Below are 25,398 nucleotides of genomic sequence, written 5' to 3'. Positions count from 1 at the left end.
TATGCAAAAGGCCCCGTCGGTACCGGGCCCCTTTACGATTTTTCAAAAAAGGCCCCTGCGATGCAGAGGCCCTGGATATTTATTGGATGAACGCCGCCAGATTGGCGCGCGCATCATCATTCAGCCAACCAGCCCACGAATCGGAATGTGTCGTGATGAAGTAAACTGCGGCTTCTTCAGCGGAGGCGTTGTTCTCCTCCTGCCATGCCAGCACGCTGCCCATCTGGGCGTTGGTGAACGAAACCTGTGCCATCAGCTCAGCGATCTCAGGGTTTTCTTCCTGGAACGTGGTGGTGACGATGGTTTTCACCGGACCAACGGGGAAGGAGCTGAGTGCAGCAGGGCCACAATCCGGATCCGCGTTACACAGGTGGATTTCTTCGTCGTACGGGCCCAGATCGACCGAGGTCATGTCGTACTTGCCCAGAACGCTGGTTGGCGCCCAGTAATAACCGATCCATGGGGCTTCGTCCTCATAGGCCGCGGCGATGGATGCTGCCATCGTTTCGCCCGAACCGTGCGAGAACACTTCGAAGCCAGCGCCTTCAAGGTCGGTAACCTCGGCCAGTGCGGCGTTTACGTTCTTACAGCCCCAACCATCGGGACACTGGTGGAAGCGATTGCCCAGAATGTCGGCATTGGCCAGAACGCCCTCAAGCGTGGCCAGCTCGGGGTGCTCGTCAACCAGATAGGTCGGAACCCACCAGCCCTCAACGCCGCCATCGGACAGAACGTCGCCCAGCGTGACGATGCGGCCTTCCTCGGACAGCGTCTGGTAGGCAGGGGTGCCGTTGATCCACAGCTCGGTGATGATGTCAGGCTTGCCGGTTTCAGCAACCGATGCCAGCGAGGTTACGGTTGCCGAAGGCACAGTGGTGACGTCGCAGCCATAGCCCTGTTCCATCAGGAATTTGGAAACCTGGGTAACAACGGCGGAGGACGCCCAGTTCATCTCGGTGATCGAGACCTCGCCACAATCGGCAAGGGCGACAGTCGGCATGGCGGCACCGAACGCGGCGGCCAGAATGATCTTTTTCATACAAGTATCCCTGTTTGTCGTCTCGGGGGTCTATTCCCGACGTCGTTTTTGGTCTGTGCCTGAATGAGAGGACAATAGAGAAGGGTTTGCAACCCTTTTTCCAAAGGCCTTTAACCATCTGACACACGGGGATAAAAAAATTGCAAGTGGTAGTTTCGGGGGTGTTTTGGCGGGTTTTGATTGACGCATCAGTTGAAAAAAACCATCCCTAAAGATGTATCCAGACCCAAGGAGTCCCCCTGATGCCCAAGATTGGAATGCAACCTGTGCGCCGCGCCGCATTGGTACAGGCCGCCATAGCGGAGATCGGACGACAGGGTTCATTGGACGTTACCGTCACCCAAATCGCGGGCCGCGCAGGGGTTTCCAGCGCGCTGGCACATCATTATTTCGGCTCCAAGGAACGTATTCTAACCGCCGCCATGCGCCATATCCTGACGGTGTTGGGACAGGAATTGCGCGCGGAACTGGCCGTGGTCCGCACCCCCCGCGCGCGGGTCAGCGCCATCGTCACGGCCAGTTTTTCAGCGCAAAGTTTCCAGCATGATGTCATCGCGGCATGGCTGGCATTCTATGTTTCCGCGCAAACCTCGACCGAGGCGAACCGGCTGCTCAACGTCTATCAACGGCGCCTGCGCACCAACCTGATGCACGACCTACGCCCGCTGGTTTCGGGCGACCCCTATACGCTGGCCGAAACCATCGCCTCGTTGATCGACGGGTTCTATATCCGGCAGGCCTTGCAGGGCGCGCAGGGCGGGCGGTTGGAGGCGATTGCCGCCATTGAACAGGTTATCGACATGGCGCTGAGCAGTGCCTCATTCCGGCTATAGGCCCCCATTCGTCTGCATGTAGGAGCGCGTATTATGGCAAAGCCAAATATCCTGATTTTCATGGTCGATCAGCTGAACGGCACGCTGTTCCCTGACGGCCCTGCGGACTGGCTGCACGCGCCCAACCTGAAACGGTTGGCGGCGCGATCGGTACGCTATGCCAACTGCTATACCGCATCACCGCTCTGTGCGCCGGGGCGGGGCGGCTTTATGTCGGGGCAATTGCCGTCGGTCACGGGCGTCTATGATAATGCGGCGGAGTTCCCGTCCGACCTGCCCACCTATGCGCACCATCTGCGCCGGGCGGGCTATCAAACCTGCCTGAACGGCAAGATGCATTTCGTCGGTCCCGACCAGATGCACGGGTTCGAGGAGCGCACCACCACCGATATCTATCCCGCCGATTTCGGCTGGACCCCCGATTACCGCAAACCGGGGGAGCGGATTGACTGGTGGTATCACAATATGGGCTCCGTCACGGGGGCAGGGGTGGCTGAAACCAGCAACCAGATGGAATATGATGACGAAGTTGCCTATCACGCCGTGCGCAAGGTTCGCGAATATGCCCGCGGTCTGGATGAGCGCCCGTGGTGCATGACCGTCAGCTTTACCCACCCCCACGATCCCTATGTGGCTCGGCAGAAATATTGGGATCTCTACGAGGATTGCGAGCATCTGGACCCGCCGGTTCCCGCGATGGATTACGCGGATCACGACCCGCATTCCCAGCGCATTTTCGACGCGAACAACTGGCGTGATTTCAACATCACGGACGAGGATATCCGCCGCTCACGCCGCGCCTATTTCGCCAATATCTCGTATCTGGACGATAAAATTGGTGAGGTAATGGACGCGCTGGAGGCAACACGGCAGGAGGCTGTGATCCTGTTCGTGTCCGACCATGGCGACATGCTGGGCGAACGGGGCCTGTGGTTCAAGATGAGCTTTTTCGAGGGGTCATCCCGCGTGCCCATGATGATCAGCGCGCCGAACCTGACGCCTGCCTTGGTCACAACGGCCGTGTCCAATATCGATGTCTGCCCGACGCTGTGCGATCTGGCCGGCCTGTCGATGGAGGAGGTCGCGCCGTGGACCCAAGGCGAAAGCGTGGTGCCCCTGGCCCAAGGTTTCGCGCGCGAAACCCCCGTGGCCATCGAATACGCGGCGGAGGCATCCTACGCCCCCATGGTCGCGCTGGTTCAGGATGGCTGGAAATATACCCGCTGCGATCTGGACCCGGAACAACTGTTCGACCTGCGCAATGATCCGCACGAACTGACCAACCGCGCCGATGATCCGGCCGCCGCAGAAATGCTGGTCAAATTCCGTGCCGATGCGGATGCACGCTGGGATTTGCAGCGGTTCGACGCCGATGTCCGCAAATCCCAAGCCCGCCGCTGGGTCGTCTACGAGGCCCTGCGGCAGGGCGGTTATTATCCGTGGGATTATCAGCCCCTACAAAAAGCGTCCGAGCGTTTTATGCGCAATCACATGGACCTCAACACTGTTGAAGAGCGGGCCCGTTTCCCGCGTGGAGAATGAACATGACCACCCAACCCACCGCCAGCCACTTCATCGACGGTCAATATGTTGAGGATACAGCAGGTGATATCATCGAGGTGATTTACCCCGCCACCGGTGAAATTATCGCCCGCGTGCATGAGGCAACACCCGCTATTGTGGAGCAGGCGTTGACCTCCGCCGCGCGGGCGCAGGCCGAATGGGCCGCACTGGACGGTACATCGCGGGGCCGCATCCTGCGCCGTGCTGCCCATCTGATTATGCAGCGCAATCACGAATTGTCGGTGCTGGAAACCTATGACACGGGCAAGCCATTGCAGGAAACGCTGATGGCGGATGCCACATCCGGCGCGGAGGCTTTGGAGTATTTCGGCGGTCTGGCCGCTGATGTACCGGGGCAGGCGATGCAGTTTGGCGGTGACTGGGCCTATACGATCCGCCGCCCGTTGGGGGTTTGTGTGGGTATCGGCGCGTGGAACTATCCCACCCAAATCGCGTGTTGGAAGGCCGCGCCCGCGTTGGCCACCGGCAATGCGATGGTGTTCAAGCCCTCGGAAACCACGCCGCTTTGCGCGCTGAAGGTTGCTGAAATCATGATCGAGGCTGGCCTGCCCGCCGGTCTGTTCAACGTCGTTCAGGGGCGTGGTGCCGTCGGTGCGGCGCTGACCGGTGATGCCCGCGTGGCCAAGGTGTCGCTGACCGGATCGGTCCCCACAGGGCGCAAGGTTTACGCCAGCGCCGCCGCGCAGATGAAGCAGGTGACGATGGAGCTGGGCGGCAAATCGCCCTTTATCGTGTTTGCCGATGCCAATCTGGATGATGCGGTTTCCGGTGCGATCAACGCGAATTTCTACTCTTCGGGGCAGGTTTGCTCGAACGGAACGCGGGTTTTTGTGCATGCTGATGTGCAGCAGGAGTTTCTGGAAAAACTTAAGAAGCGCGTTGAAACCGCCATTATCGGTGATCCGCTAGATGAGGCGACGAATTTCGGCCCCATGACCACGCAGGCCCAGTTGGACATTACCCTGCGCCATCTGGAAACCGCACGGGCCGAGGGGGCACGTGTGATCACAGGTGGGCAACAGCTGGACGGTCCGGGCTATTGGATCACGCCTGCCGTGTTGGCCGATGTGACCGATGACATGACCGTCGCACGGCAGGAAGTGTTCGGGCCGGTTATGTCCGTGCTGTCCTTCACCGGTGAGGATGATGTGATCACACGGGCGAATGACACCGAATTCGGCCTGTCCGCAGGCCTGTTCACGCAGGATCTGACCCGCGCCCACCGTGTTGTGGCGCAATTGCAGGCGGGCACCTGCTGGATCAACCAGTACAACCTGACCCCGCTGGGCATGCCCTTTGGCGGGTCCAAGCAATCGGGCATCGGGCGTGAAAATGCGCGCATGGCCATGGACCACTTCACCGAGGTGCAGACGGTCTATGTGGGCATGGGCCCGGTTGAGGCCGCGTTCTGATGAACCCCGCGCCGCTACTGACTGCGACCCAGCCGGTTCCGCTGCATGCCTTTGCTGCGATGGCGGCGATGACCCTTGGCGCGGTGCAACTTGCCCTGCCCAAGGGCACGCCGTTGCATCGGAGCACCGGTTATATCTGGGTGGCGCTGATGGCACTGGTCGCGATCAGCAGCTTCGCGATTTACGAGTTGCAAATTATCGGGCCGTTTTCCCCCATCCACGCGCTGTCGGTGCTGGTGCTGGGAACGCTGTGGATCGCCGTCCGGTCCGCACGACGCGATGATATTGCACGACATAAGCGGGTGATGATCCTGCTCTACGGGCTTGCCCTGATGCTGACGGGGGCGTTCACGTTAATGCCCGGTCGGATCATGCATGCCGTTCTGTTCGGAGGAACACCATGAACCCCGATTTTATCATTGTTGGTGCCGGTTCTGCCGGATGCGCCATGGCGGATCGTTTGTCGGCGGATGGTCAGCATCAGGTGCTGGTGATTGAGTTTGGCGGCACCGATGCCGGCCCGCTGATCCAGATGCCCGGTGCGCTGTCCTATCCGATGGGCATGAAGCGCTACGATTGGGGCTATCAGTCCGAACCAGAACCGCATCTGGGCGGGCGTCGCTTGGCCACCCCTAGAGGGAAAGTGATCGGGGGATCATCCTCGATCAATGGTATGGTTTATGTGCGCGGCCACGCCAAGGATTTCGACCATTGGCAGGAAAGCGGCGCGACCGGTTGGTCCTATGCCGATGTGCTGCCCTATTTCAAACGCATGGAAAATTGGGAGCCACGCGGCCATGGCGGCGATCCTGATTGGCGCGGCGCTGATGGCCCGCTGCACGTCACACGCGGCACCCGCGAAAACCCGCTGGTCACTGCTTTTGTCGAGGCGGGCAAACAGGCCGGTTATCAAACCACCGATGATTATAATGGCGAGCAGCAGGAAGGCTTCGGCCCGATGGAGCAGACGACCTATAAGGGTCAGCGCTGGTCCGCCGCGAATGCTTACCTGAAGCCTGCATTGAAACGCCCGAACTGCGAAATGATCCGCGCCTTTGCCCGCCGTGTGGTGATCGAGGAGGGACGCGCCGTCGGCGTCGAAATCGAACGCGGCGGCAAGGTCGAGGTGATCCGCGCCGCGCGTGAGGTGATCCTGGCCGCGTCGTCCATCAACTCGCCCAAGATCCTGATGCTGTCGGGCATCGGTCCCGCCGCGCATCTAGCCGAACATGGCATCGAGGTGGTCGCGGATCGCGCCGGTGTGGGCCAGAACCTACAGGACCATCTGGAGCTATACCTGCAAATGGCCGCGACGCAGCCGGTCAGCCTGTTCAAATACTGGAACCTGTTGGGCAAGGCCTATGTCGGCGCGCGCTGGCTGTTCACCCGCACAGGACCGGGGGCGTCGAACCAGTTTGAAAGCGCGGCGTTCATCCGTTCCGCCGCCGGCGTGGATTACCCCGATATCCAATATCACTTCCTGCCCATCGCCGTGCGCTATGACGGTCAGGTTGCGGCGGAGGGGCATGGTTTTCAGGCCCATACCGGCCCCATGCGCAGCCCGTCGCGCGGGCGGGTGCAATTGGCATCGGCTGATCCGGCGGCCGCGCCCTCCATCCTGTTCAACTATATGTCGCAGGAAAAGGACTGGGCCGATTTCCGCACCTGTATCCGCCTAACACGTGAGATTTTCGGGCAAGAGGCCTTCGCGCCCTATGCCGGTCATGAAATTCAGCCCGGCGCGGATGTGCAGACGGATGAGGAGCTGAACGCCTTTATCGCGGAACATGTCGAAAGTGCCTATCACCCCTGCGGCACGGCCAAGATGGGGGCGGTGGATGATCCCATGGCCGTTGTCGATCCCGAATGCCGCGTGATCGGGGTTGAGGGGCTGCGGGTTGCTGACAGCTCGATTTTCCCGCGTATTCCCAATGGTAACCTGAACGGGCCCAGCATCATGGTGGGGGAGAAGGCGTCGGATCATATTCTGGGCCGCACGCCGCTGCCCCGCTCCAATGCCGAACCGTGGATGCATCCCGACTGGCAGGGATCGCAGCGCTAAAACCCCGCGTGCCCGTGGTAACGCGGGTACGCGGTTTGCAGATCAGGCGCTATATTCGTCGCGCAGGACGTTTTTCTGCACCTTGCCCATCGTGTTGCGGGGCAGGGCATCCACCACGATATAGCGGCGGGGATGTTTGAAACGGGCCAGATCCGGTTCCACCTGCGCAGCGATTTCGGCACCGGTCAGCGCGGTGTTTTGCAGGACGATGGCGGCCAGCACGCTTTCGCCGAAATCGGGGTGGGGCACGCCAAAGACCGCGCTTTCCACCACGCCGTCCACGTCATTGATGACGTCCTCGATTTCCTTGGGGTAGATGTTGTATCCGCCCGAAATAATCAGATCCTTTTGGCGGCCAACGATGCTGATGCGCCCGTCAGATGACTTCACGCCCAAATCGCCAGTGATGAAAAACCCGCTTTCGCGCAGTTCCTCGGCGGTTTTCTCGGGCATGTTCCAGTACCCCTGAAACACGTTATCGCCGCGCACCTCGATCATGCCAATCTCACCCGCGGCGACGGGGGTGCCATTCTCGGTGATCTCAACCTCGGTTCCGGGCAGGGGATAGCCGACAGTGCCGGCCACACGCTCACCATCGAACGGGTTCGAGGTGATCATATTGGTTTCCGTCATCCCGTAGCGTTCCAGAATGCGATGATCAGTACGGTCCTGAAACGCGGTATGGGTTTCGGCCAGCAGCGGCGCGGAGCCGGATACGAACAGCCGCATATTGGCCACCACATCGCGGGTCAGCCGTTCGTCACCCAGCAGTCGCGTATAGAAGGTCGGAACCCCCATCAGCATGGTTGAGGCGGGCAGTTCCGCAATGATCGTATCCACGTTGAACGCAGCCATGAAGCGGACCTGCGCCCCCGCCAGCAGGCTGGTATTCATCGCCACGAACAGCCCGTGCGTGTGGAAAATCGGCAGCGCGTGGATCAATCGGTCCTGATCCGTGATTTGCCACAGATCGGTCAGAGATTGCGCGTTGGATAGCAGGTTTTTATGGGACAGCATCGCCCCCTTGGATCGACCTGTCGTGCCCGAAGTATAGAGCAGCGCGGCCAGATCATCCGGCCCGCGATCCACGGTGGTGAATGTTGTCGGCGCGGCATCGGCGGCTGTGCTTAGGCTGCCACTGCCATCACTGGCCAATGTCAGAACCGGCGTGTCGCCACAGGTCCTGGTCATCTCGTCCAGCGTGCCGGCATCACAAATCACCAGGGACGGGGCCGCGTCGCCGACGAAATAGCTGACCTCGCTTTGCGTATAGGCAGTGTTCAGCGGCAGATAGATTGCGCCGGTCTGGATCGTTGCACCGTATAGCGCGATCGCATCGGCCAGCTTGGGCGCCTGTACGACGACCCTGTCACCGGCCTCTACGCCATGATCGTGCAGCACATGCGCCAATTGCGCCACCCGCGCGACAAAGCCCGCATAGGTCAGGGTGGAGCCGTCATCCAGCATCAGAAAGGGCGCGTCGGATTGCGCATGGGGTGCGATCAGCGTGTCGTAGAGAGTATTGCTCAAGGGGTCATTTCCTTGCTTTTGGTCGTGAAAGGGGCCGTCGATAGGGCGAGGGTGGACCGCGACGCGGCGACGACCGATCTCAGCGCGAAATTCTCGTGATGGTGTTCCGTCTTGGACAGATCGTAAAGGTAGTTCACCATCGCACCGCCCGATTGCGCGCGGCCATTAGGCGAGCTGTCTGCATTGGCATGCACGGCGTGAACCTCCGCCCCGTTGCCTAGGTGGAACCGTGCGACCGGATCAACAGGTTTGCCATCGGGACGTTTCGCGGTGATCAGATAGCGCGCGGCCATGGCGCGGGTTTGCTCGGCCGTTGCTGTGCCCTCCAGCATGGTCTGCGCGGCGGGGCCGATTGCCTCATCATTCGTCTGCGTGGCCAGCCATTTGTTGAGGCCCGGAATGGGCGACAGCGTCACGAAATGGGTCAGGTTGGGGTATTCCAGTGATAGCTCTGCCACCACCTGCTTGATCAACAGATTGCCAAAGCTGATGCCCTTTAACCCGCGCTGACAGTTCGAGATCGAGTAGAAAACCGCCGTTTTCGCCTGCTGCGCGGTCAGGGGTTCGCGGGCATCCGATAGCAGATCATCAACGGAGCTGGCGATCGCCTCGGTCAGGGCGACCTCGACAAAAATCAGCGGCTCATCGGGCATTGCGGGGTGGAAAAAGGCAAAACACCGGCGGTCCGGCGGGTATAGTCGGCGGCGCAGGTCGTCCCAGTCGTCAATCTCGTGCACAGCCTCATAGGCGACGATCTTGTCCAGCAGGCGGGCGGGCGTGTCCCAGTTGATTTGCTTGAGCACCAAGAACCCGCGATTGAACCAACTGCGCAGCAGATGGACGAAATCCAGATCGGTGCGGGCCAGTTCGGGATTGTCACGCACCAGTTCCAGCAGATCGACGCGCATCGAGACCAGCTCCTCCGTCGCGCCAACGGGTTGGTTCAGGCGGCGCAGCAGCTCCTGCCGTTTTGGTTCCGCCGCGTGGGACAGCCGCTTAAACCCCGCGACCGAGGGTTTTGCGGCATATTCCGTGGTCAGCGGGGCCAATGCGGCGGCATCTATGTCCAGCTCATCATTCAGAAACTGGAAAAAGGCCAGTTTATGCGCGTCAGACAAGCCGCGATAGCGGGCCAGCACGGTGGCGGCCAGCTTTTGGCCTGATACCTCTCCCTCCTCGGATAGTAGCGCACGGCACAGCGCGTAGATGTCACGGGCATCCTGCGTTTTGGGCAGATTGCTGCTGCGATCAAATAGGGTGGATAGAATGTCGGACAGGAATCGATTGCGTTGCATGACAGCCTCCAGCACTTTCGCAAAGGCTCACATAAAATCGATATTATTGCAATTGATTTGGTTAAATCGCTAAAGTTTGCTCAGCGGGTCCGTCAGATATTCGCCGGTGGACCGGTAATGCCGGATCAACGTGGCTGATGCCTCATCCGCGTCACCACGCAGGGTCGCGTCGAGGATTTCCTCGTGCTCCGCCGCGATATCGCGTTTGCGGTAATTCGTCTGACCCGCCGCCAGATAGCGATACCGGATGTTCAGATCATATAGCTGGCTGCAATAGCGCAGCAGAATCGGTGAGTTGGCGTTGTCGAGCAGCGCCATGTGGAACGATTTATGTGCGTCCTCGAATTTAGGAATGGACCCTTCCTCCACCGCGCGCTTCATGCGGTGATGGGTCAGGACCAGACGTTCCTCCCAGTCCGCTGTGGTGCGGGCGATGGATTGGCGCAGGGCCATATCCTCCATCACGCAGCGCAGGGACAGGATTTCGTTGAAATTGACAAGGCTGGCCGGCGCGGCCCGAAACCCGCGCTGGTCCAGCCGTTCGACCAACAGGTCCGAGGTTAGCAGGCTCAACGCCTCACGCACGGGCGAGGCGCCGGTATCCAGCGTACTGCGCAATTGCTCGATCTTGAGCTTTTGCCCCGGCGGCAGCTCACCGGTCAGGATCATCTGGCGCAGGGATAGATATGCGCTATGGGTCGCGGAGGTTTCCTTGCCTTCGCTCGGCTTCATGACGCTCATCCCGACAGTCCCCTCGGTGAATTAGCTTAGATCGACGCTATTGGTTGATAACCCGACCGAAATAGTGACCGATCCTTCGTTAATCATCCAGCGCCGCATGGTGAATGTGCGCGCACCACTGCTGTGCATCGGGTCCGCCGCGGCCAGTGCGCGGGCCGCATCCAGACTATCGGCGCGATAGATGATCAACCCCATACCCTGCATCAGATCGCCGGTTTCATCCGACATGGGGCCGGCAAAGGCAAGCGCGCCCTGTGCCTCCAACTGTGCCTGATAGGCGAGGTGGTCGGGCAGGGCGGCCTTCACATCCTCGGGTGCCATCGCGGGGGTACTTTGCGCGACGTAAAGCTCCAGCGCCAACGCACCGCGTGACTTGGCCTGCTGTTTATAATCTGCCCATTGCATTGCGATTTCTCCCGCGTCATAAAATATCGATATTATTTGACATCGAGCCTAATTGTAGGCAAAAATTAGTCAACTTACAAGGATGGCGAAGATGAAATATCTGGTTGGCAAGGCGTCGGGCGAAACTGCGGTATATGCGGTAATGGGCAGCGATGCCGTTGATTTAACAGCATTAGATGCAGCGGTTGGCACCGACCTGATGGCACTGGTCGCCGACCCCGCACTGGCGGAATCGGTCGCAGGCAAGGTTGCGGGCGCACCCACGATCCCTGTCGCGGATATCACGCCCGCCCTGCCGGTAAAGGCACCCGGGTCGATCATCTGCCTCGGCCTGAACTACACCGATCACATCAAGGAGGGCGGCTATGACATCCCCGATTATCCCGCCCTGTTCATGCGCGGCAAAAACTCGATCATGGCTGCTGGTGCGCCTCTAGTTCGCCCGACATGCTCGGAAAAGCTGGATTATGAGGCGGAGCTGATGCTGATCATCGGCAAGGGCGGTCGCCACATTTCGCAGGATGACGCGCTGGATCATGTGTTCGGCTATACCGTGTTCAATGACGGTTCTGTTCGCGATTATCAGCGCAAAACGCATCAGTGGACCCCCGGTAAGAATTTCGACCAGACCGGCGCTATCGGTCCCTATGTTGTCACGCCCGAGGACCTGCCCGCCGGCGCAAGCGGCCTGAAGATCGAGAGCCGCGTCGGGGACGAAATCCTGCAATCCTCGAATACCGGCAATATGATCTGGTCGGTCGCCCATGCCATCGCCATCATCTCGGAATATACCACACTGGAGCCGGGCGACATGATCGCCATGGGCACGCCCCCCGGTGTTGGTCACGCGAAAAAGCCCAACCCGCGCTGGTTGGTTCCGGGTGAGGTTGTGGACATCGAGATCGAGCAGATCGGCATCTGTTCCAGCCCGATCGTCGATGAAAAGGATCTGGCGGCCGGAGGTGCGCAATGAGCGCCCCGACCGGTGCCGAACTGGACGCCCTGCGCGCCACGGCGCAGCAGGATCACCGCGATCTGCGCAAACGGATCGACCGGCTGTCCGGTGATGCAATCGACCTGATCCTGCGCGAGGCACGGTCCCATTACGCATGGACCGACAAACCCATTCCCGATGGCGTGCTTGAGGAAATCTACGAGATTACCATCAACGGCGCGACCTCTATGAACACGCTGCCCGCGCGGTTTGTCTTCGTCAAAACGCCTGAGGGTAAGGCGCGGCTGGCAAAATCGCTCAAGCCGCAAAATGTCGGCAAAATGATGGGCGCGCCGGTCACGGCGATTATCGCGCATGACATGGATTTCTGGCACGAGCTGCCCTTCCTGTTCCCGCATGAGGATCGCCGCCATCTGTTCGACGGCAACGAGGCCTATACCGCAGATACTGCCTATCGCAACGGCACCTTGCAGGGCGCCTATTTCATGATCGCGGCGCGCGCGCTGGGGTTGGATGTGGGGGCAATGTCCGGTTTTTCGAACGCCATCGTGGACGAGGAATTCTTTGCCGGCACCAGCCTGAAATCGAACTTCCTGTGCAATATCGGCTATGCGGATGAAACGGCCCTGTTTCAAAAGCTGCCGCGCTTTGCCTTCGATAAAGTTTGCAGCTTCGCCTGAGGAGGACCAGCATGGCCGTCAAAATGAAGACCGTCGTGACATATCGGACAACCGCGCAATGCCCGACACATGGCCGCACGGAAATTCCGATCCGCGACCTGAACGTCATCATTGATGAACCGACGGAACGGGGCGGCACCAATCTGGGCCCCACCCCGACCGAAAGCGTGATGGCCGCGCTGATCGCCTGTACCAATGTGATCGGCCATAAAAATGCGGCCCGTCTGGGCGTTGATCTGGGTCAGGTGACCATCGACGCTGATACGAAATTCGACCGCCGTGGCGTTTTGATGGAGGAGGAGGTTAACCTACCCTTTCCCGCCATCACGCTGACGGTCAACTGCACCACATCTGCCAGCCAAGAAGAGCTGGATGAGGTGGGCCGCGAGACCGCAAAATACTGCGCAATCGCCAAATTGTTCGAGGCGGCAGGCACTGACCTGACGGTGAATTGGGCGAAAACGACCTGACGGACATGGACGATAACGAAGCCAAAGGCTTCATTTTTTCTGGGAGGAAAAAGACATGAAGACAGTGACCAAAAACCTGCTGGCCTCGGCGGCTCTCGCCACGATGACAGCGTTACCCGTTATGGCACAGGAAACCGTTTCCGCCGTCGTGATCGATGGCTACCCCGAGCGTTCGCTGTGGGTACAGGAATTCTCCGATTTCTTCATCCCCGAGGTGGATCGCCGTCTGGCTGAAACCGGCAATTACGTCATGAACTGGCAGGAAAACTATGGCGGCTCCATCGTGCGGCCCCGTGGTGTGCTGGAGGGGGTTGAACTGGGCCTGGGCGATATCGGGATCGTCACCACCATCTTCCATTCGTCCAAGTTGCCCTCGCAGGGGATCGCGGCTGTGACACCGTTCGTTTCCTCGGATGCCCGTGTTGTCGCGCAGGCCGTGGATGAGATCGCCCGCGAATTCCCCGCGATGCAAAACGAGTTCGGCGCACAAAATCAGGTCTATCTGGCGACCGGCGTTGTGCTGGATACCTATCAGGTATTCTGCGCGAACGAAGTGAGCAGCATTGCCGATCTGGAGGGCGCCAAGGTTGCAGGCGCCGGTCTGAACCTGCGCTATCTGGAGGGGATCGACGGGGCCGCCGGCGTGCGTGGTGGTCTGACCGATTTCTACAACATGATGCAAACCGGTCTGGCCGATTGCGGCATGTTGTGGCCGGAGGCCGCCGCGACGTTCAACATCTCCGAGGTGGGGCCCTATATGCTGCGCGTGGATTTCGGCGCGGTGAATTCCAAGACGGTGACCGTAAACGCGGATTACTGGGCCTCGCTGCCGGATGAGGTGAAAGAGGTATTGCAGGCGGTGGCGATTGATTACCGCGATCATCTGGCCGGCATTGCAATGGATCGCGCCGCAGCCTCGGCCGAGGCATATGTCGCCGCAGGCGGCACAATTGTAGAGGTCCCGCAGGAGGATCGCGCGGCATGGGCCGCTGCGATGCCCAACATTGCACAGGAATGGGTCACCACCCTGAACGATGCGGGTGAGCCGGGCGCAGAGATGCTGTCCGCCTATCTGGGTAAGCTGGAGGCAGCAGGCTTCGTCGGTGTTCGTGACTGGGCAGCTGAATAAGCTGACCGCGACCCGGGGAGGGCTATCGATGCTAAAATCTGCTTTCAACGTCCTGTCCCGGGTCGCAAGTATTCTTGCGATCGGGGCCAATGCCATCGGAACTCTGGTGGTGTTGGCCCTGGTGGCAGTTCTGAATTTCGACGTCATAGCGCGGGGGCTGTTCAATGCCCCCCTCAAGGGAACGTATGAAATCGTTCAGTTTTCCGTCGTGATGATCGTGTTTTTACAGCTGCCCGACGTGGTGCGCGTGGACCGGTTAACCCGATCCGACGGTTTCCTGTCCGTTATCGGGGACAGTCGGCCAAATATCGCGGCGACCATGCGGCGGATTATCAATGCCGTTTCGGCCATTTTCATGGGCCTGATCGCCTACATCACCTTTCCCGAATTCCTGCATATGTGGGACACGCAGGACTATTTCGGCGTTCCGGGCCTGTTCACGCTGCCATGGTGGCCGGTCAAGCTGATCATCGCATTGGCGACGGCCCTGTCCTGCCTGATTTTCGTTTTAAAAGTCATCTCGGCGCAGGACCGTCCGCAACTGGTGCGCGCCCCCGAACATGACGGGACCGACACATGAGCCCCATTGAGATCGGCCTAATCTCGGTCGTTGCAATTGTTTTTCTGATCTATGCGGGCGTTTATATCCCCGTTGCCCTGGGCACTGTGTCCTTTGTCTCGATCTGGCTGATGCGCGATAATTTCACGCTAGCGCTGAACCTGCTGAAGGTCGCGGTGGGCGATTCCGCGATGGAATACAGCTTCGCCACGATACCGCTCTTCACCTTTATGGGGCTGATCGTGTCCAAAGCCGGATTGGGCAGGGACATTTACGAGGTCATGACCATGCGCTTTCGCAAGGTCAAAGGCGGTATCGGCATGGCCACTGTCGGGGCGAACGCTGTTTTTGCCGCCGTCACAGGGTCGTCCATCGCATCGGCCTCCGTCTTTACCAAGGTATCGGTGCCACAAATGATCGCACAGGATTACAACCCGCGCTTTGCTGTGGGTGTAGTGGCCGGATCATCGGTTCTGGGCATGATTATCCCGCCCTCCGCGATGCTGATCATCTATTCCTTTGTGTCCGAACAATCGGTGGGCGACATGTTTCTGGCCGGCATTATTCCGGGCATCATGCTGGCCATCGCCTATGTCGGGTCGATCTGGCTGATGGGGCGCTTTACCCCCGATTTCGTTGGTGGGCGTGTTGTCGCAGATACCGAATGGATGACCCCGCGTGAGATTGCATCCAAAACGCTGCCCACAGTTGGCCTGATCACGATTGTTCTGGGCGGCATTTATACAGGCTGGCTGACCGCAGTGGAGGCAGGTGCCGCAGGGGCGCTGGTCGCGCTGATCATCGCGGTAACGCGGCGGTCGATGTCGCTGAAATCCTTTTGGGAGGCGCTGCTGGAAACCGGCCATATCACGGCGGCCATTCTATTCCTGATTACCGCCGCCTCGATCTACAGCCGCATGCTGGGCCTGGCCGGTTTGCCGAACCAGTTGCAGGATCTGCTTACCGGCAGCAGTGGCTCGTTCTGGATGATTATGCTGCTTTACGTGCTGTTGATGCTGTTTCTGGGCACATTGCTGGACACCGCGTCGATCATTCTGATCGTGGTACCGCTGTTCCTGCCAATGGTTGAATCCATGGATATGTCATTGGTCTGGTTCGGCATTATCACCGTCGTCGGCGCGGAGATCGGGCTGTTAACGCCCCCCTTGGGCATATCGTGTTTCGTCATCAAATCGACGATCAACGATGACCGGATCAGCCTGATGGATGTGTTCATGGGCGCGCTTCCCTTCGCCTTTGTGATGCTGGTCGTTCTGATGATCCTCATCCAGTTTCCAATATTGAGCCTTGCCCTGATTTAAGGAAATCGCAGATGCGTAACGTCACCAAAGACAACATCACCGACGTGTTTCTGGGATACATGTCGAACGAAACCAATCCGCGCATGCGCGAGGTCATGTCCTCGCTGGTGCGCCACCTGCACGATTTCGCGCGGGAAACGCAGCTAACGCATGAGGAATGGCGAACCGGCATTGCCTTTCTCGAAGGTTGCGCCGCGATCGAGACCGAGGACAGGCATGAATTCGTGCTGGCCTCGGATGTGCTGGGCCTGTCCTCGTTGGTGGATATGCTGCATTCCAGCCCTGAATCCACGTCCTCATCCGTGCTGGGACCGTTCCACGTATCCGGCGCGCCGCCCTTGGCCGTTGGGGGCGATATGAAGCGGCACTATGGCGGGCCGGTCCTGCTGGCTGAGGGGGTCGTGCGCGACACGGACGGCAATCCGATTTCAGGGGCGACCATCGATATCTGGCAGACCGCGCCAAACGGCCTGTATGCCAGTCAGGATCAGGAGCAGGACACCTATTCCTTCCACGGGCTGCAAACACTGGGCGCGGATGGGCGCTATGCCTTCACCACGGTCAAGCCGGTGGAGTATACCGTGCCCTCGGACGGGCCCGTCGGGGACATTCTGCGTGCCTGTGGGCGTCACCCGTGGCGGCCCTCGCATCTGCATTACATCGTCGAGGCCGAAGGATTCCGCCCCCTCGTGACCGAGATTTTCCCTGACGATGATCCCTATCTGGATCAGGACACCGTTTTCGGAGTCCGCAGCGATCTGGTTATGACCTATGTGGAAAAACCGGCCAGCGAATTTCCTGAGGGGATGGAACTGTCGGGCAAGGTCGAGGGCACCTTCCTGCACGTCTCCTTCGACGTGACGCTATCGGCGAAATAAACGCTACGGGCTCGTCGCGGCTGAAAATATATCGCCGCGACGAGCCCGATGATTTCAGAGTGTCAGCAGAACGCATTTGCACGGCATTAGGGGGAATGAGATTAATTCAATGATAATTATGATTACGTTAATTTAAGCCTAAATCGTGCCTTTTTTACCTATTTAAAAGACAAAATTCTTATGATAGGTAAAAATTAAGATACTTGTGGTTAGGACGGTAAATGCCCCATTTTCTACGTGGCCTGAAGCTTATCACAATGTTTTTTTGTTCGTTTCCTCTGGATCTTTCGCACAGGAAGAAGAAACAAACGCTCTGTATGGGGCGCCCCCCCCAGCAGATGCTGTATTCATACGAATTATTAATATTAGCGGGGAGCTCGAAATATTCGGCCACTCATTTAATGAGATAGAAAGCGAATCTGCGGATTATATGGTGCTCTCAGCGTCGAACCTCTCGAATGTAGATGCGGGCCTTCACTACACTGTTATTCCCGGACCTGACGGTGCAGTTGTTATTGCCGAACCTGTTAGGGATCCGTCCAAGGTTCTGGTATCTTTGTATAACCTAGGCTCGGATCCGGTCTCCCTTCAAATGGGTGATGGCTCTGTAGAAATCATTCCACCAGTTGCTGCGGGCGCAGCCGGATATCGTGAAGTTAACCCGCTGCGCGTTCCCTTGGCTGTTTTTACTGATTCCCAGATACTTGCCCCAGCCCGAGAAATATCACTGCGCCGTGGCGAAGATGTTAGCTTTATCGCGCAGGCTAATGGTAACGTTCAAATATTAAGCTCTGGATATGCAGAGTACGATCCTAAATGATATTCTCTACGAATATATTCGTATTCGCATTCCTACCTGCTTTCATATTGATATACTATTCGTGCGGGTGGAGGTATAAATCCTTTATCATCCTGATGGCGAGTTATGCCTTTTATGGATGGTGGCGGTTCGAATACCTTTTGCTGATTTTCTGTATGTCTTTGATCAGCTATTATACGGCGCAAATTACCGTTTGCTCCCAAGATGAACGCGTTCGATTATGGGCGCTGCGGTTCGGGGTTATCTTTGACCTTACGATCTTAGGCTGGTTCAAATATGCGATGTTCATACAGGACAACGTGAATGGGATTTTGACATTCGCCAATACGGAACCCTATTCCACGCTGGACATTATTCTGCCCATCGGGATTTCGTTCCACACGTTCCAGTCCATCAGCTATATTATTGATATCTATCGCCGGGACGCCCCACCTGCCCCGAGATTGGTGGATTTTCTGGCCTTTGGCGCGCTGTTTCCACAACTGATTGCGGGACCTGTGCTGCGCTACAAGGATTTGGCCGAACAGTTCATGCACCGAACGCACTCTCTGGAGCTGTTCACGCAGGGTATGTATCGGTTTATCCTAGGGCTCGCGATGAAAGTGCTCGTCGCTGACAGTGTTGCGCCGCTTGCTGATCGTATGTTCTCCCTCCCGAATCCTAGCATGCCTGAAAGCTGGCTGGGCGCATTGGCGTATACAATCCAGCTTTTCTTTGATTTTGCAGGTTATTCTGCAATGGCGATTGGCCTTGGTTTGATGATTGGCTTTCGCTTTATCGAGAATTTTAATGCCCCCTATATTTCCAGATCCATCACCGAGTTTTGGCAGCGTTGGCACATATCGCTAAGCACTTGGCTGCGGGATTATTTGTATATTCCCCTAGGCGGCAACCGGCATGGGCCGCGGCGGACTTACATCAATCTGATTTTGACAATGGTGCTGGGTGGGTTCTGGCACGGTGCCAATTGGACGTTTATTTTGTGGGGCATCTGGCACGGCGGAATTATGGCTGTTGAGCGCGCAATGGGCGCGAAACATGCAGGTAGCGTTTGGCCGCGTGCCATCGCATGGCCGCTCACAATGATATTTGTTATCCTGGGTTGGGTCCTGTTTCGTGCGCCGGATGTTGCTGTCGCATTTGACATGTATCAGGGCATGTTTGGCGCGCAGGGGTTTTCTATCCGTCCTGATATTGCGTGGGCCATCCGCCCATCCGAATTGGCAATGTTGGGCGTGGGTATCGCGATTTGCATGGTGCCGTTCTTACCGAATGCGCTGCGTCGGCCCCTTTCACCCCAGCTGATGGCACTGGTTATGAGCGTGTTAATGCTTGGTGCGCTGACGCGAATGGCCTCGCAATCCTATTCCCCGTTTCTTTATTTCCAGTTTTGAGGTGAGCATGTGGTGTAACCTCCCTGGTCCAATTATGTTTGTCGCTGTCGCGTTGATCGGCACGATAACCCTACTGCGCAGTGATTTCGACGGGGTAGGCCCCTTTGAGGATGGCCCGACGCAGGCCGCTCTTGAGGCACGTTTCGATGACGCGCTTATTCTGCGCGAGGTGTCGATCGGGTTCTGGGGGGGCGTTCGCTGGAACCTGTTTCACGAGGCAGGAAGCGGCGCGGTCGCTGGCGACAATGACTGGCTGTTCACGGATGAAGAATATGAGGCGTTGCCCGGTTTCGAGGAGCGCCTTTCCGACAGTCTCGACACGATCGCCATGGTGGTGTCCCGCTTTACCGCGGACGGCGTAACCGTCATTCCATTACTTCTGCCAGACAAGGCGCGCATAATGCGCGAACAAGTCATGGCACCACGACCACCACGGGTCGAGGCGCGATACGACACCTTGCTGGCTGGGCTGGCGGAGCGGGAAGTGCAGGTTATTGACTTGCGGCCCGTACTCTCCGCCGTTCCCCAAGCCTATCTGCGCACGGACACACATTGGACCCCCGAGGGGGCGCGCGCCGTGGCGGGGGCGATTGCACGTCCGGATGTACAGGTAACGGCATTCGCAACCAGCAAAAGTACGCCGGTCCTGCATGAGGGTGACCTTCTGGCTTTTGTGCCGACCGCGCCCTTTCCCGGGCCGGGGGCTGAAGCGCTTAACACATATGATACAATCCAACGCGATAGCGGCTTGGGTGCTGATCTGTTTGGGGATATCAGCATTCCCGGCGTTCTGATCGGCACCAGCTATAGTGCGGATTCCCGTTGGCATTTCGAAGGTTTCCTCAAAGACGCGCTTGAGATGGACATCCTTAACCTCGCAGAGGAGGGCGCAGGCCCCTTTGCCCCCATTCAAGCGTATCTCGAATCCGAAATCTATCGAGACACCCCGCCGGAAGTCGTGATTTGGGACATCCCAGAACGCTACACCACCCTGAGACAGACCACCGGAGATACCCCATGATCTATCCTATATTCCGATCAAGCCTTCTCGCAGGGATCGCTCTATTTGGCCTGAGCACTGCAAGCGCCGCGCAACATGCTGTTGATTGCCCCGAATTGCGGGATGCGGATCAGTATCCTGACCGATTTCGAAGTCGTGCGCCTTTCTTCGGTGACACGGTTAGTGGCTGGGCCTTTCGCAATGCTGATCTGGAATATGCGCCACCAATATCAGAGAATGTACATAATCTGATGACCCAGTTAGTTGACGAGTTCACACGCCGTGACGTCACGCTGGCGGTGATAGTTCCTCCCTCTCGAGCTCTCACCGCAGGATCAGATGTAATTGGTCGTGTAGCACCTGATTTTTCTCAGGATAACGCCAGCGCAGCCTATCATCTGCGCATCGATCAGCTGCGAAATACGGGTGCATATGCCCCCGATATTCTTGATCATCTAGAACGACACCTTGATGATCGCGAGGTATTCTATTTCAAACAAGATCATCACTGGACACCATCAGGTGCTCAGGTATCTGCCCTTGCCTTAAGAGAAGTGCTTGAAGAGCAACGCCCAGCCGTGCTGGGGCCCGAGCTAGGAACAGCGTTCGTTTATGATGACTGGTCGCAGCGCGATCAAATCGGTAGCTACGGAGCAGCTATTCAGGAAGTTTGTGGTGTAGAGCTGGAGAGAGAGCCAGCCGCTGCCCAATCAGTTAAGCCTATCACGGGTGCTTCGGTTGATATGGCTGCTGCTCTATTCGGGAATGCGGCAGACGTCGATTCGGATGTAGTTCTTGTTGGTACTAGCTTTAGTAATCACGGTGGAATTGATAATTACCGATCACGAGATGCTTTTACATACGCAATGCAGAGAGATGTTTTGAATAGAGCAGTTGTTGGTGGGGGAGCGACTGAGCCTATGCTATCATACCTACGCTCCCAGTTGTTTTTAAATATAGCGCCCGAACTATTGATCTGGGAGTTTCCATCAACCGGCCGTATTAATGATCTCAACGCGTTTCGGCAGCTAATCGGCTCAGCTGCTCTACGGTGCGTAGATCGGGCAGACACGGCTGGTGCTCACCCTATATCTATTTCAAATAATGATTGGATTGAAATAACAGATTTCAATGTAATGCCGTTCGACATTGTTAACGCAACCGCCTCCATCCTCTTTCAAGGGAATGTTGAGGTTGAGTTTAGTTACTCAGGCGGCGGAACAGGAATTAGCTTAATGGAATCGGGTGATCGTACCCCCCGAGATCTGCGCAGCAACTTTATGGCCACCTATTTGGATCGGCAGCAAGGCGCTGAACTGGAGCAATTACGAGTTCGCTATGTTGGTGACATTTCCGAGCCTTTCGACATCACTCTTGAATTGTGCGCGGGTTGAGTCGTAGACCTTTCTTGTCTGACGAGAGAGGTTCCAAGCCAGATGTCGCGTATGCAATCTCTTCTTCGGAAACTGCAAGGTAGCCATAATACGCCGCAGGCGCTGTGTGCTATGGGCAGTCAAGTGCTGACCAGCGCGGCCAATTTCGCAACGACTGTCATTCTTGCCCGGACGTTGGGGCTCGAGGATTTCGGGCAGTTCAGTGTTTGTTTTTTGCTAGTAATGATCGCCCGCAATTTTTTGAACGGGTTAATACTTGTCCCGATGTCAACGATCGGGCCGAAGTTACATGACGGGTCAATTCGCGGATATCGCGCCTTTCTATTGCTGAATGCAGTATCGTTTTGCGCTATATCCAGCGTTCTCTTGGGTGTAATTATTGTACCACTCTCATTCGCCATAGGTGCGCCTTGGCTTCCCGGGCTGACGCTAGGCTTGATTGGCGTGAATATATTGGCCAACGGGGCTGATTTTATTCGCCGTTACCACTTTGTTTATGCCGCACCGCTGCGCGCGCTTTTGGTGGATGTCGTGCGATTTGGTGTGCAGATTTCATGCCTTGCTGCGCTAGCGACCATCTTCCGTGACAGCTTCACCGTCACCACCGCGCTTGGAGCTATGATGGTGGGCAGTTTCGCAGGTATCGCGTTCGGATTCCTGTTCTATGGGCCCATGCGCTGGTCGAAACGATTATCCCGAGCTGTTTGGCCACGTCATCGGGCATTTATCCGCTGGATGAGCGCATCTGTCGCACTTGATGCAATCCAAGGCAACGCTCCGCTATTCATCGCTACAGCATTGTTAGGAGAGAGCGCCCTAGGTCTGGTGCGGGCGGTGCAATCGCTTGCGAATATACTCAATCTACCTTTTAATGCATTGCAGCAAATTGCGCCCGCCCTATCTGCACGAATACTGGCAAAACAAGGACGTCATGCAATGAGAAGATTTTTAGTCGCCAGTACATTTTGCGCCCTTATTGTCTTATTGGTAGTTTTATCTTCCATTTTTTCCGTTTGGGATGTTTTTGTGAGCTTCGCTTTCGCTATAGACGCTGGAATTGCACTTCCAATATTTCTTATATACTGCTTAAGAAACGTTGCTATGGTTCTACGACTCCCTGTAATTTTAGAGCTACAATCTTTAGAGGTGCCAAAATCATTAGCACTGGGTGGTTTTATTGGTGCATGCACCTCTATATTTCTTAGCTTCAACTTTACGGAACACCTAGGTGCGATGATTGTGCCAACTGTTAACGTAAGCATAATTTTGATAACCATGGTAATATACAGCGCATCTATCATCCGACACTCAAGAATGAACAAAATCCGATGAGCGATAACATTCAAATCATCCTAATTGGCGGATATGGTCGATCGGGCAGTACGCTGTTGGAAATGCTGCTTTTGGACCGCTTAAAAGCAGCCTCTGTAGGAGAGCTGAAATATCTGTGGCAACGCGGATTCATACGTGGCGAATTGTGCGCCTGCGGTACGCCGGTAAATACTTGTCCATTCTGGGGCGATGTTGGTGGGCGCGTCCGCTCGGGTGCAGATACAGATTTTACTGAGGTGGAAGCCCTGCGTCTAAGCGTTGAACGGCACCGGATGCACTTTATCCACCGGGATCTGAAGATACCAAGCACCACCTATACGCAAAACCGCGCTGCATATATCGAGATTTTGCGTGGGACCATCCAAGCGATAGCGGAAAGTTCAGGCTGTAATATCATCATCGATAGCAGTAAGGACCCCGCGCATATTGACCTCATGGCCGAAGCATTCCCTGGGCAGGTCCGTCTTGTGCACCTCGTGCGTGACAGCCGGGCGGTCGCCTATTCCTTCCAAACACCCAAGGTCCGTAGGGAGGTACATTGGAAGACCGAAATGATGGGTACTAACAGCCTGCTGCGCGCCGCGGTTACATGGAATTACATCAATGGCGCGCTTGAACGCATCGCGGGCAAGGCGGGATTGCATCGCATACGGTACGAAGATCTGGCCACGGACCCTACCCGCATGCTGGATGATCTCATCACCTATATTGATCCTGCAACACAGGACACTGCAGACGGGACAGTTTCCAGCCATTCCGTTTCGGGAAATCCAATGCGCTTTAGCGTGAGCAAGCGCGAGGTGCGCTTGGACGAGCGGTGGAAACAGAAATTCGCAGGTTGGAGAAGAGCCGTTGTGACGGCCCTGACCCTACACCGTTTGCTAAAATATCGCTTCATCACGTTTGGCTCCAGCAGCCATGAGGGGAAGTAAGCAGGAATGATCGTCAAAAACCTATATGCCGAGCTACGTTCAATCATTGCAGGATATGATGTACCCTACCGCGTGATGGAGGGCGTCGCATCCCGTATCAAAGGTAAACGTCGCGATTTGATGGCGTTCAAAGATACAGATATCGTTATTGACGGCTTCCCACGCTCGGCGAACACCTATGCAACGGCCTTTTTCGCTATCGCACAGGGTAAACCGGTCCGTATTGCGCATCACTTGCACGAATCTTATCAAATTCGGTTTGCGGAGAAGCATCGCATACCATGCGTGATATTGGTCCGCGATCCACTAGATGCGGTTATTTCAGCAATGTTGCGCAACCCGAATTTGCGGGCGGCGGTGCTATTGCGCAGCTATATTCGGCTTTATGCTGAAGTGCTACGCGTGCACCAAAATAGTGTGATCGCGCCATTTGATCTGGTTGTAAGCGATTCAAATACGATGATCGCGCGCGTGAACGAGGTGTATGGCACCGATTTTCAGTTACTCGCAGACGAAGATCATGAAAAAGTTGTGGAGGAGATAAAGCGTCGTGACAGGCGCGCCTTTGGAACTACGGAATTGGATCCTCGACGTATTGCCGCACCATCTGCTGAGAAATTTCAGGCGAAGTTTGACCTATCCACGAAAATCAGAACTGATCACAGCGCGTTGATTGAGAAAGCCACGAATCTATATGATGCCGTGTTGGCGCTTGATGCAAAGAGGACAGCCCAGTGACATCAAAGTTGAACCGCCTGATATGGGACCTTGATCGATTTGGTTTCTCGCCACGCAAACTGTCACTACGTTTGAATTTAGAAAAATCGGCGCAAGTGCAGCCGTTATTTCTGATCTCTCCGCCCAAGAGTGGCACACATCTTCTGGAGCGTGCGCTGTGCTTGAGTGCACAAATTTACCGGCCCGTGACGCGTACGCTTAACCCGCGCAATATCGCTTCATTAGGCGGATGGGGACGGCATATCTCGCGCTTGCGTTCAGGGCAGCTTTTGGTCAGCCATGCCCATTATGAGCCTGAAATTGCTCAATTGTTACAGCAGACAGGTGCGAAGAAATTCTTGATGGTACGCGATCCTAGGGCAATGGTTTTGTCTGACGCACATTACCTGCTTAAGGATACCAAACACCCGATGCATGCCCATATTGCAGATAAAACGCTTGAGGAGCGGATCGACTTTTGTATCGAAGCGCCTGAATTCTGGCAGGGGCATACTTTCGTTGAATTGATGTTGGCTTTCATCGCTTGGGCTGACGAGCCTGACACATTGGTTGTGCGGTTTGAGGATTTGACCCATCCCGATGCGGACCGACGCACAAATGAGGTTGCGCGTATTCTCGCCCATGCCGGACTTGAGCCTGATCGCGCGGCTGCGGCACAAATCGCGACAGAAGCCGTTTCACCAGTCAGCCCCACTTATCGCAGCGGGCGCACGGATGAGTGGCGCACGGTTTTGTCTTCGGACCAAATTACCCTCATTGAAAACAGTGCAAGCAGCTTCATATCGAAATTCGGATATTAATATGCCGATATTTCAAAAAAATATCGAATATACACCCGCCATATTGCTGTCGGTAATTTTTTACGCATCCTTTATGCCTATATACCTAAATATT

25 protein-coding genes are annotated in these 25,398 nt (G+C 56.7%); 20 read left to right on the top strand and 5 right to left on the bottom strand.

Going from position 1 to position 25,398, the window contains the following annotated elements; all coding sequences use genetic code 11:
- Positions 1-79 precede the first annotated feature (79 nt).
- A complete protein-coding gene (locus CR254_RS16650) occupies positions 80-1,039 on the bottom strand; it encodes an ABC transporter substrate-binding protein (protein WP_097932023.1) in 960 nt (319 codons plus the stop codon).
- 242 nt (positions 1,040-1,281) lie between these two features.
- Here CR254_RS16650 and betI point away from each other — a divergent pair, with 242 nt between their 5' ends.
- Genes betI through betA form a run of 5 tightly spaced genes read left to right on the top strand, consistent with a single transcriptional unit; the run spans position 1,282 to position 6,930 of the window.
- On the top strand, positions 1,282-1,872 hold the full coding sequence (gene betI / locus CR254_RS16645; protein WP_219618037.1) for a choline-binding transcriptional repressor BetI: 591 nt from the start codon (positions 1,282-1,284) through the stop codon (positions 1,870-1,872).
- Positions 1,873-1,905: 33 nt separating this feature from the next.
- Positions 1,906-3,414: a choline-sulfatase gene (gene betC / locus CR254_RS16640; protein WP_097932021.1), complete on the top strand. Its 1,509-nt coding sequence runs from the start codon at positions 1,906-1,908 to the stop codon at positions 3,412-3,414.
- A complete protein-coding gene (betB, locus tag CR254_RS16635; RefSeq protein ID WP_425440296.1) occupies positions 3,411-4,868 on the top strand; it encodes a betaine-aldehyde dehydrogenase in 1,458 nt (485 codons plus the stop codon). The genes betC and betB overlap by 4 nt, the downstream gene beginning before the upstream one ends.
- Positions 4,868-5,272, top strand: coding sequence for a DUF2306 domain-containing protein (locus tag CR254_RS16630; protein WP_097932017.1), 405 nt, complete (start codon positions 4,868-4,870; stop codon positions 5,270-5,272). Before betB ends, CR254_RS16630 begins: the two co-directional genes overlap by 1 nt.
- Positions 5,269-6,930 carry a choline dehydrogenase gene (gene betA / locus CR254_RS16625; RefSeq protein WP_097932015.1) on the top strand — a complete coding sequence of 554 codons (1,662 nt, stop codon included), beginning with the start codon at positions 5,269-5,271 and terminating at the stop codon, positions 6,928-6,930. The genes CR254_RS16630 and betA overlap by 4 nt, the downstream gene beginning before the upstream one ends.
- 42 nt (positions 6,931-6,972) lie before the next feature.
- Here the strand turns inward: betA and CR254_RS16620 are convergent, their stop codons facing one another.
- From CR254_RS16620 to CR254_RS16605, 4 genes are all read right to left on the bottom strand, one after another.
- Positions 6,973-8,460, bottom strand: a complete 1,488-nt coding sequence (locus tag CR254_RS16620; RefSeq protein WP_097932013.1) for a malonate--CoA ligase — start codon at positions 8,458-8,460, stop codon at positions 6,973-6,975.
- Positions 8,457-9,755 carry a malonyl-CoA decarboxylase gene (locus tag CR254_RS16615; RefSeq protein ID WP_097932011.1) on the bottom strand — a complete coding sequence of 433 codons (1,299 nt, stop codon included), beginning with the start codon at positions 9,753-9,755 and terminating at the stop codon, positions 8,457-8,459. The genes CR254_RS16620 and CR254_RS16615 overlap by 4 nt, the downstream gene beginning before the upstream one ends.
- 69 nt (positions 9,756-9,824) lie before the next feature.
- Complete coding sequence (locus CR254_RS16610; RefSeq protein WP_245851712.1) at positions 9,825-10,487, bottom strand: GntR family transcriptional regulator; 663 nt, start codon at positions 10,485-10,487, stop codon at positions 9,825-9,827.
- Positions 10,488-10,517: 30 nt separating this feature from the next.
- Entirely contained in the window at positions 10,518-10,901 is a 384-nt protein-coding gene (locus CR254_RS16605) for a YciI family protein (protein ID WP_097932007.1), read from the bottom strand.
- Positions 10,902-10,992: 91 nt separating this feature from the next.
- Between CR254_RS16605 and CR254_RS16600 the strand changes: the two genes are divergently transcribed.
- The 15 genes from CR254_RS16600 to CR254_RS16530 all read left to right on the top strand — a co-directional run bounded on the left by CR254_RS16600 (position 10,993) and on the right by CR254_RS16530 (position 25,304).
- Positions 10,993-11,874 carry a fumarylacetoacetate hydrolase family protein gene (locus tag CR254_RS16600; protein WP_097932005.1) on the top strand — a complete coding sequence of 294 codons (882 nt, stop codon included), beginning with the start codon at positions 10,993-10,995 and terminating at the stop codon, positions 11,872-11,874.
- Positions 11,871-12,536: a malonic semialdehyde reductase gene (locus CR254_RS16595; RefSeq protein ID WP_097932003.1), complete on the top strand. Its 666-nt coding sequence runs from the start codon at positions 11,871-11,873 to the stop codon at positions 12,534-12,536. The genes CR254_RS16600 and CR254_RS16595 overlap by 4 nt, the downstream gene beginning before the upstream one ends.
- Before the next feature lie 11 nt (positions 12,537-12,547).
- Positions 12,548-13,006, top strand: coding sequence for an OsmC family protein (locus tag CR254_RS16590; RefSeq protein WP_097932001.1), 459 nt, complete (start codon positions 12,548-12,550; stop codon positions 13,004-13,006).
- 55 nt (positions 13,007-13,061) lie between these two features.
- Positions 13,062-14,135 carry a C4-dicarboxylate TRAP transporter substrate-binding protein gene (locus CR254_RS16585; RefSeq protein ID WP_097931999.1) on the top strand — a complete coding sequence of 358 codons (1,074 nt, stop codon included), beginning with the start codon at positions 13,062-13,064 and terminating at the stop codon, positions 14,133-14,135.
- 28 nt (positions 14,136-14,163) lie between these two features.
- Entirely contained in the window at positions 14,164-14,715 is a 552-nt protein-coding gene (locus CR254_RS16580) for a TRAP transporter small permease subunit (RefSeq protein WP_097931998.1), read from the top strand.
- Positions 14,712-16,016, top strand: coding sequence for a TRAP transporter large permease (locus tag CR254_RS16575; protein WP_097931996.1), 1,305 nt, complete (start codon positions 14,712-14,714; stop codon positions 16,014-16,016). The genes CR254_RS16580 and CR254_RS16575 overlap by 4 nt, the downstream gene beginning before the upstream one ends.
- Before the next feature lie 11 nt (positions 16,017-16,027).
- The gene (locus CR254_RS16570) at positions 16,028-16,894 is read left to right on the top strand and encodes a dioxygenase family protein (RefSeq protein WP_097931994.1); all 867 of its coding nucleotides are present in this window, start codon (positions 16,028-16,030) and stop codon (positions 16,892-16,894) included.
- 205 nt (positions 16,895-17,099) lie between these two features.
- Positions 17,100-17,714, top strand: a complete 615-nt coding sequence (locus tag CR254_RS16565) for an alginate O-acetyltransferase AlgF (RefSeq protein ID WP_180956051.1) — start codon at positions 17,100-17,102, stop codon at positions 17,712-17,714.
- Between the two features lie 155 nt (positions 17,715-17,869).
- A complete protein-coding gene (locus CR254_RS16560; RefSeq protein WP_245851710.1) occupies positions 17,870-19,108 on the top strand; it encodes an MBOAT family O-acyltransferase in 1,239 nt (412 codons plus the stop codon).
- A 34-nt stretch (positions 19,109-19,142) separates the two neighbouring features.
- Entirely contained in the window at positions 19,143-20,129 is a 987-nt protein-coding gene (locus tag CR254_RS16555; protein ID WP_180956050.1) for an alginate O-acetyltransferase AlgX-related protein, read from the top strand.
- A complete protein-coding gene (locus CR254_RS16550; RefSeq protein WP_097931986.1) occupies positions 20,126-21,502 on the top strand; it encodes an alginate O-acetyltransferase AlgX-related protein in 1,377 nt (458 codons plus the stop codon). The genes CR254_RS16555 and CR254_RS16550 overlap by 4 nt, the downstream gene beginning before the upstream one ends.
- Before the next feature lie 51 nt (positions 21,503-21,553).
- Positions 21,554-22,834 carry a lipopolysaccharide biosynthesis protein gene (locus CR254_RS16545; RefSeq protein WP_145996768.1) on the top strand — a complete coding sequence of 427 codons (1,281 nt, stop codon included), beginning with the start codon at positions 21,554-21,556 and terminating at the stop codon, positions 22,832-22,834.
- Complete coding sequence (locus CR254_RS16540; protein WP_097931982.1) at positions 22,831-23,766, top strand: sulfotransferase; 936 nt, start codon at positions 22,831-22,833, stop codon at positions 23,764-23,766. The genes CR254_RS16545 and CR254_RS16540 overlap by 4 nt, the downstream gene beginning before the upstream one ends.
- Positions 23,767-23,772: 6 nt before the next feature.
- Entirely contained in the window at positions 23,773-24,504 is a 732-nt protein-coding gene (locus tag CR254_RS16535; protein ID WP_097931981.1) for a hypothetical protein, read from the top strand.
- Positions 24,501-25,304: a sulfotransferase domain-containing protein gene (locus CR254_RS16530; RefSeq protein ID WP_097931979.1), complete on the top strand. Its 804-nt coding sequence runs from the start codon at positions 24,501-24,503 to the stop codon at positions 25,302-25,304. The genes CR254_RS16535 and CR254_RS16530 overlap by 4 nt, the downstream gene beginning before the upstream one ends.
- The last annotated feature ends 94 nt before the right edge of the window (positions 25,305-25,398 follow it).

The organism is Pontivivens marinum (assembly GCF_900231835.1).
Lineage (GTDB): Bacteria > Pseudomonadota > Alphaproteobacteria > Rhodobacterales > Rhodobacteraceae > Pontivivens > Pontivivens marinum.
The sequence above is the reverse complement of the archived record's forward strand: the minus strand, read 5'-3'. Positions and strand labels throughout refer to the sequence as shown.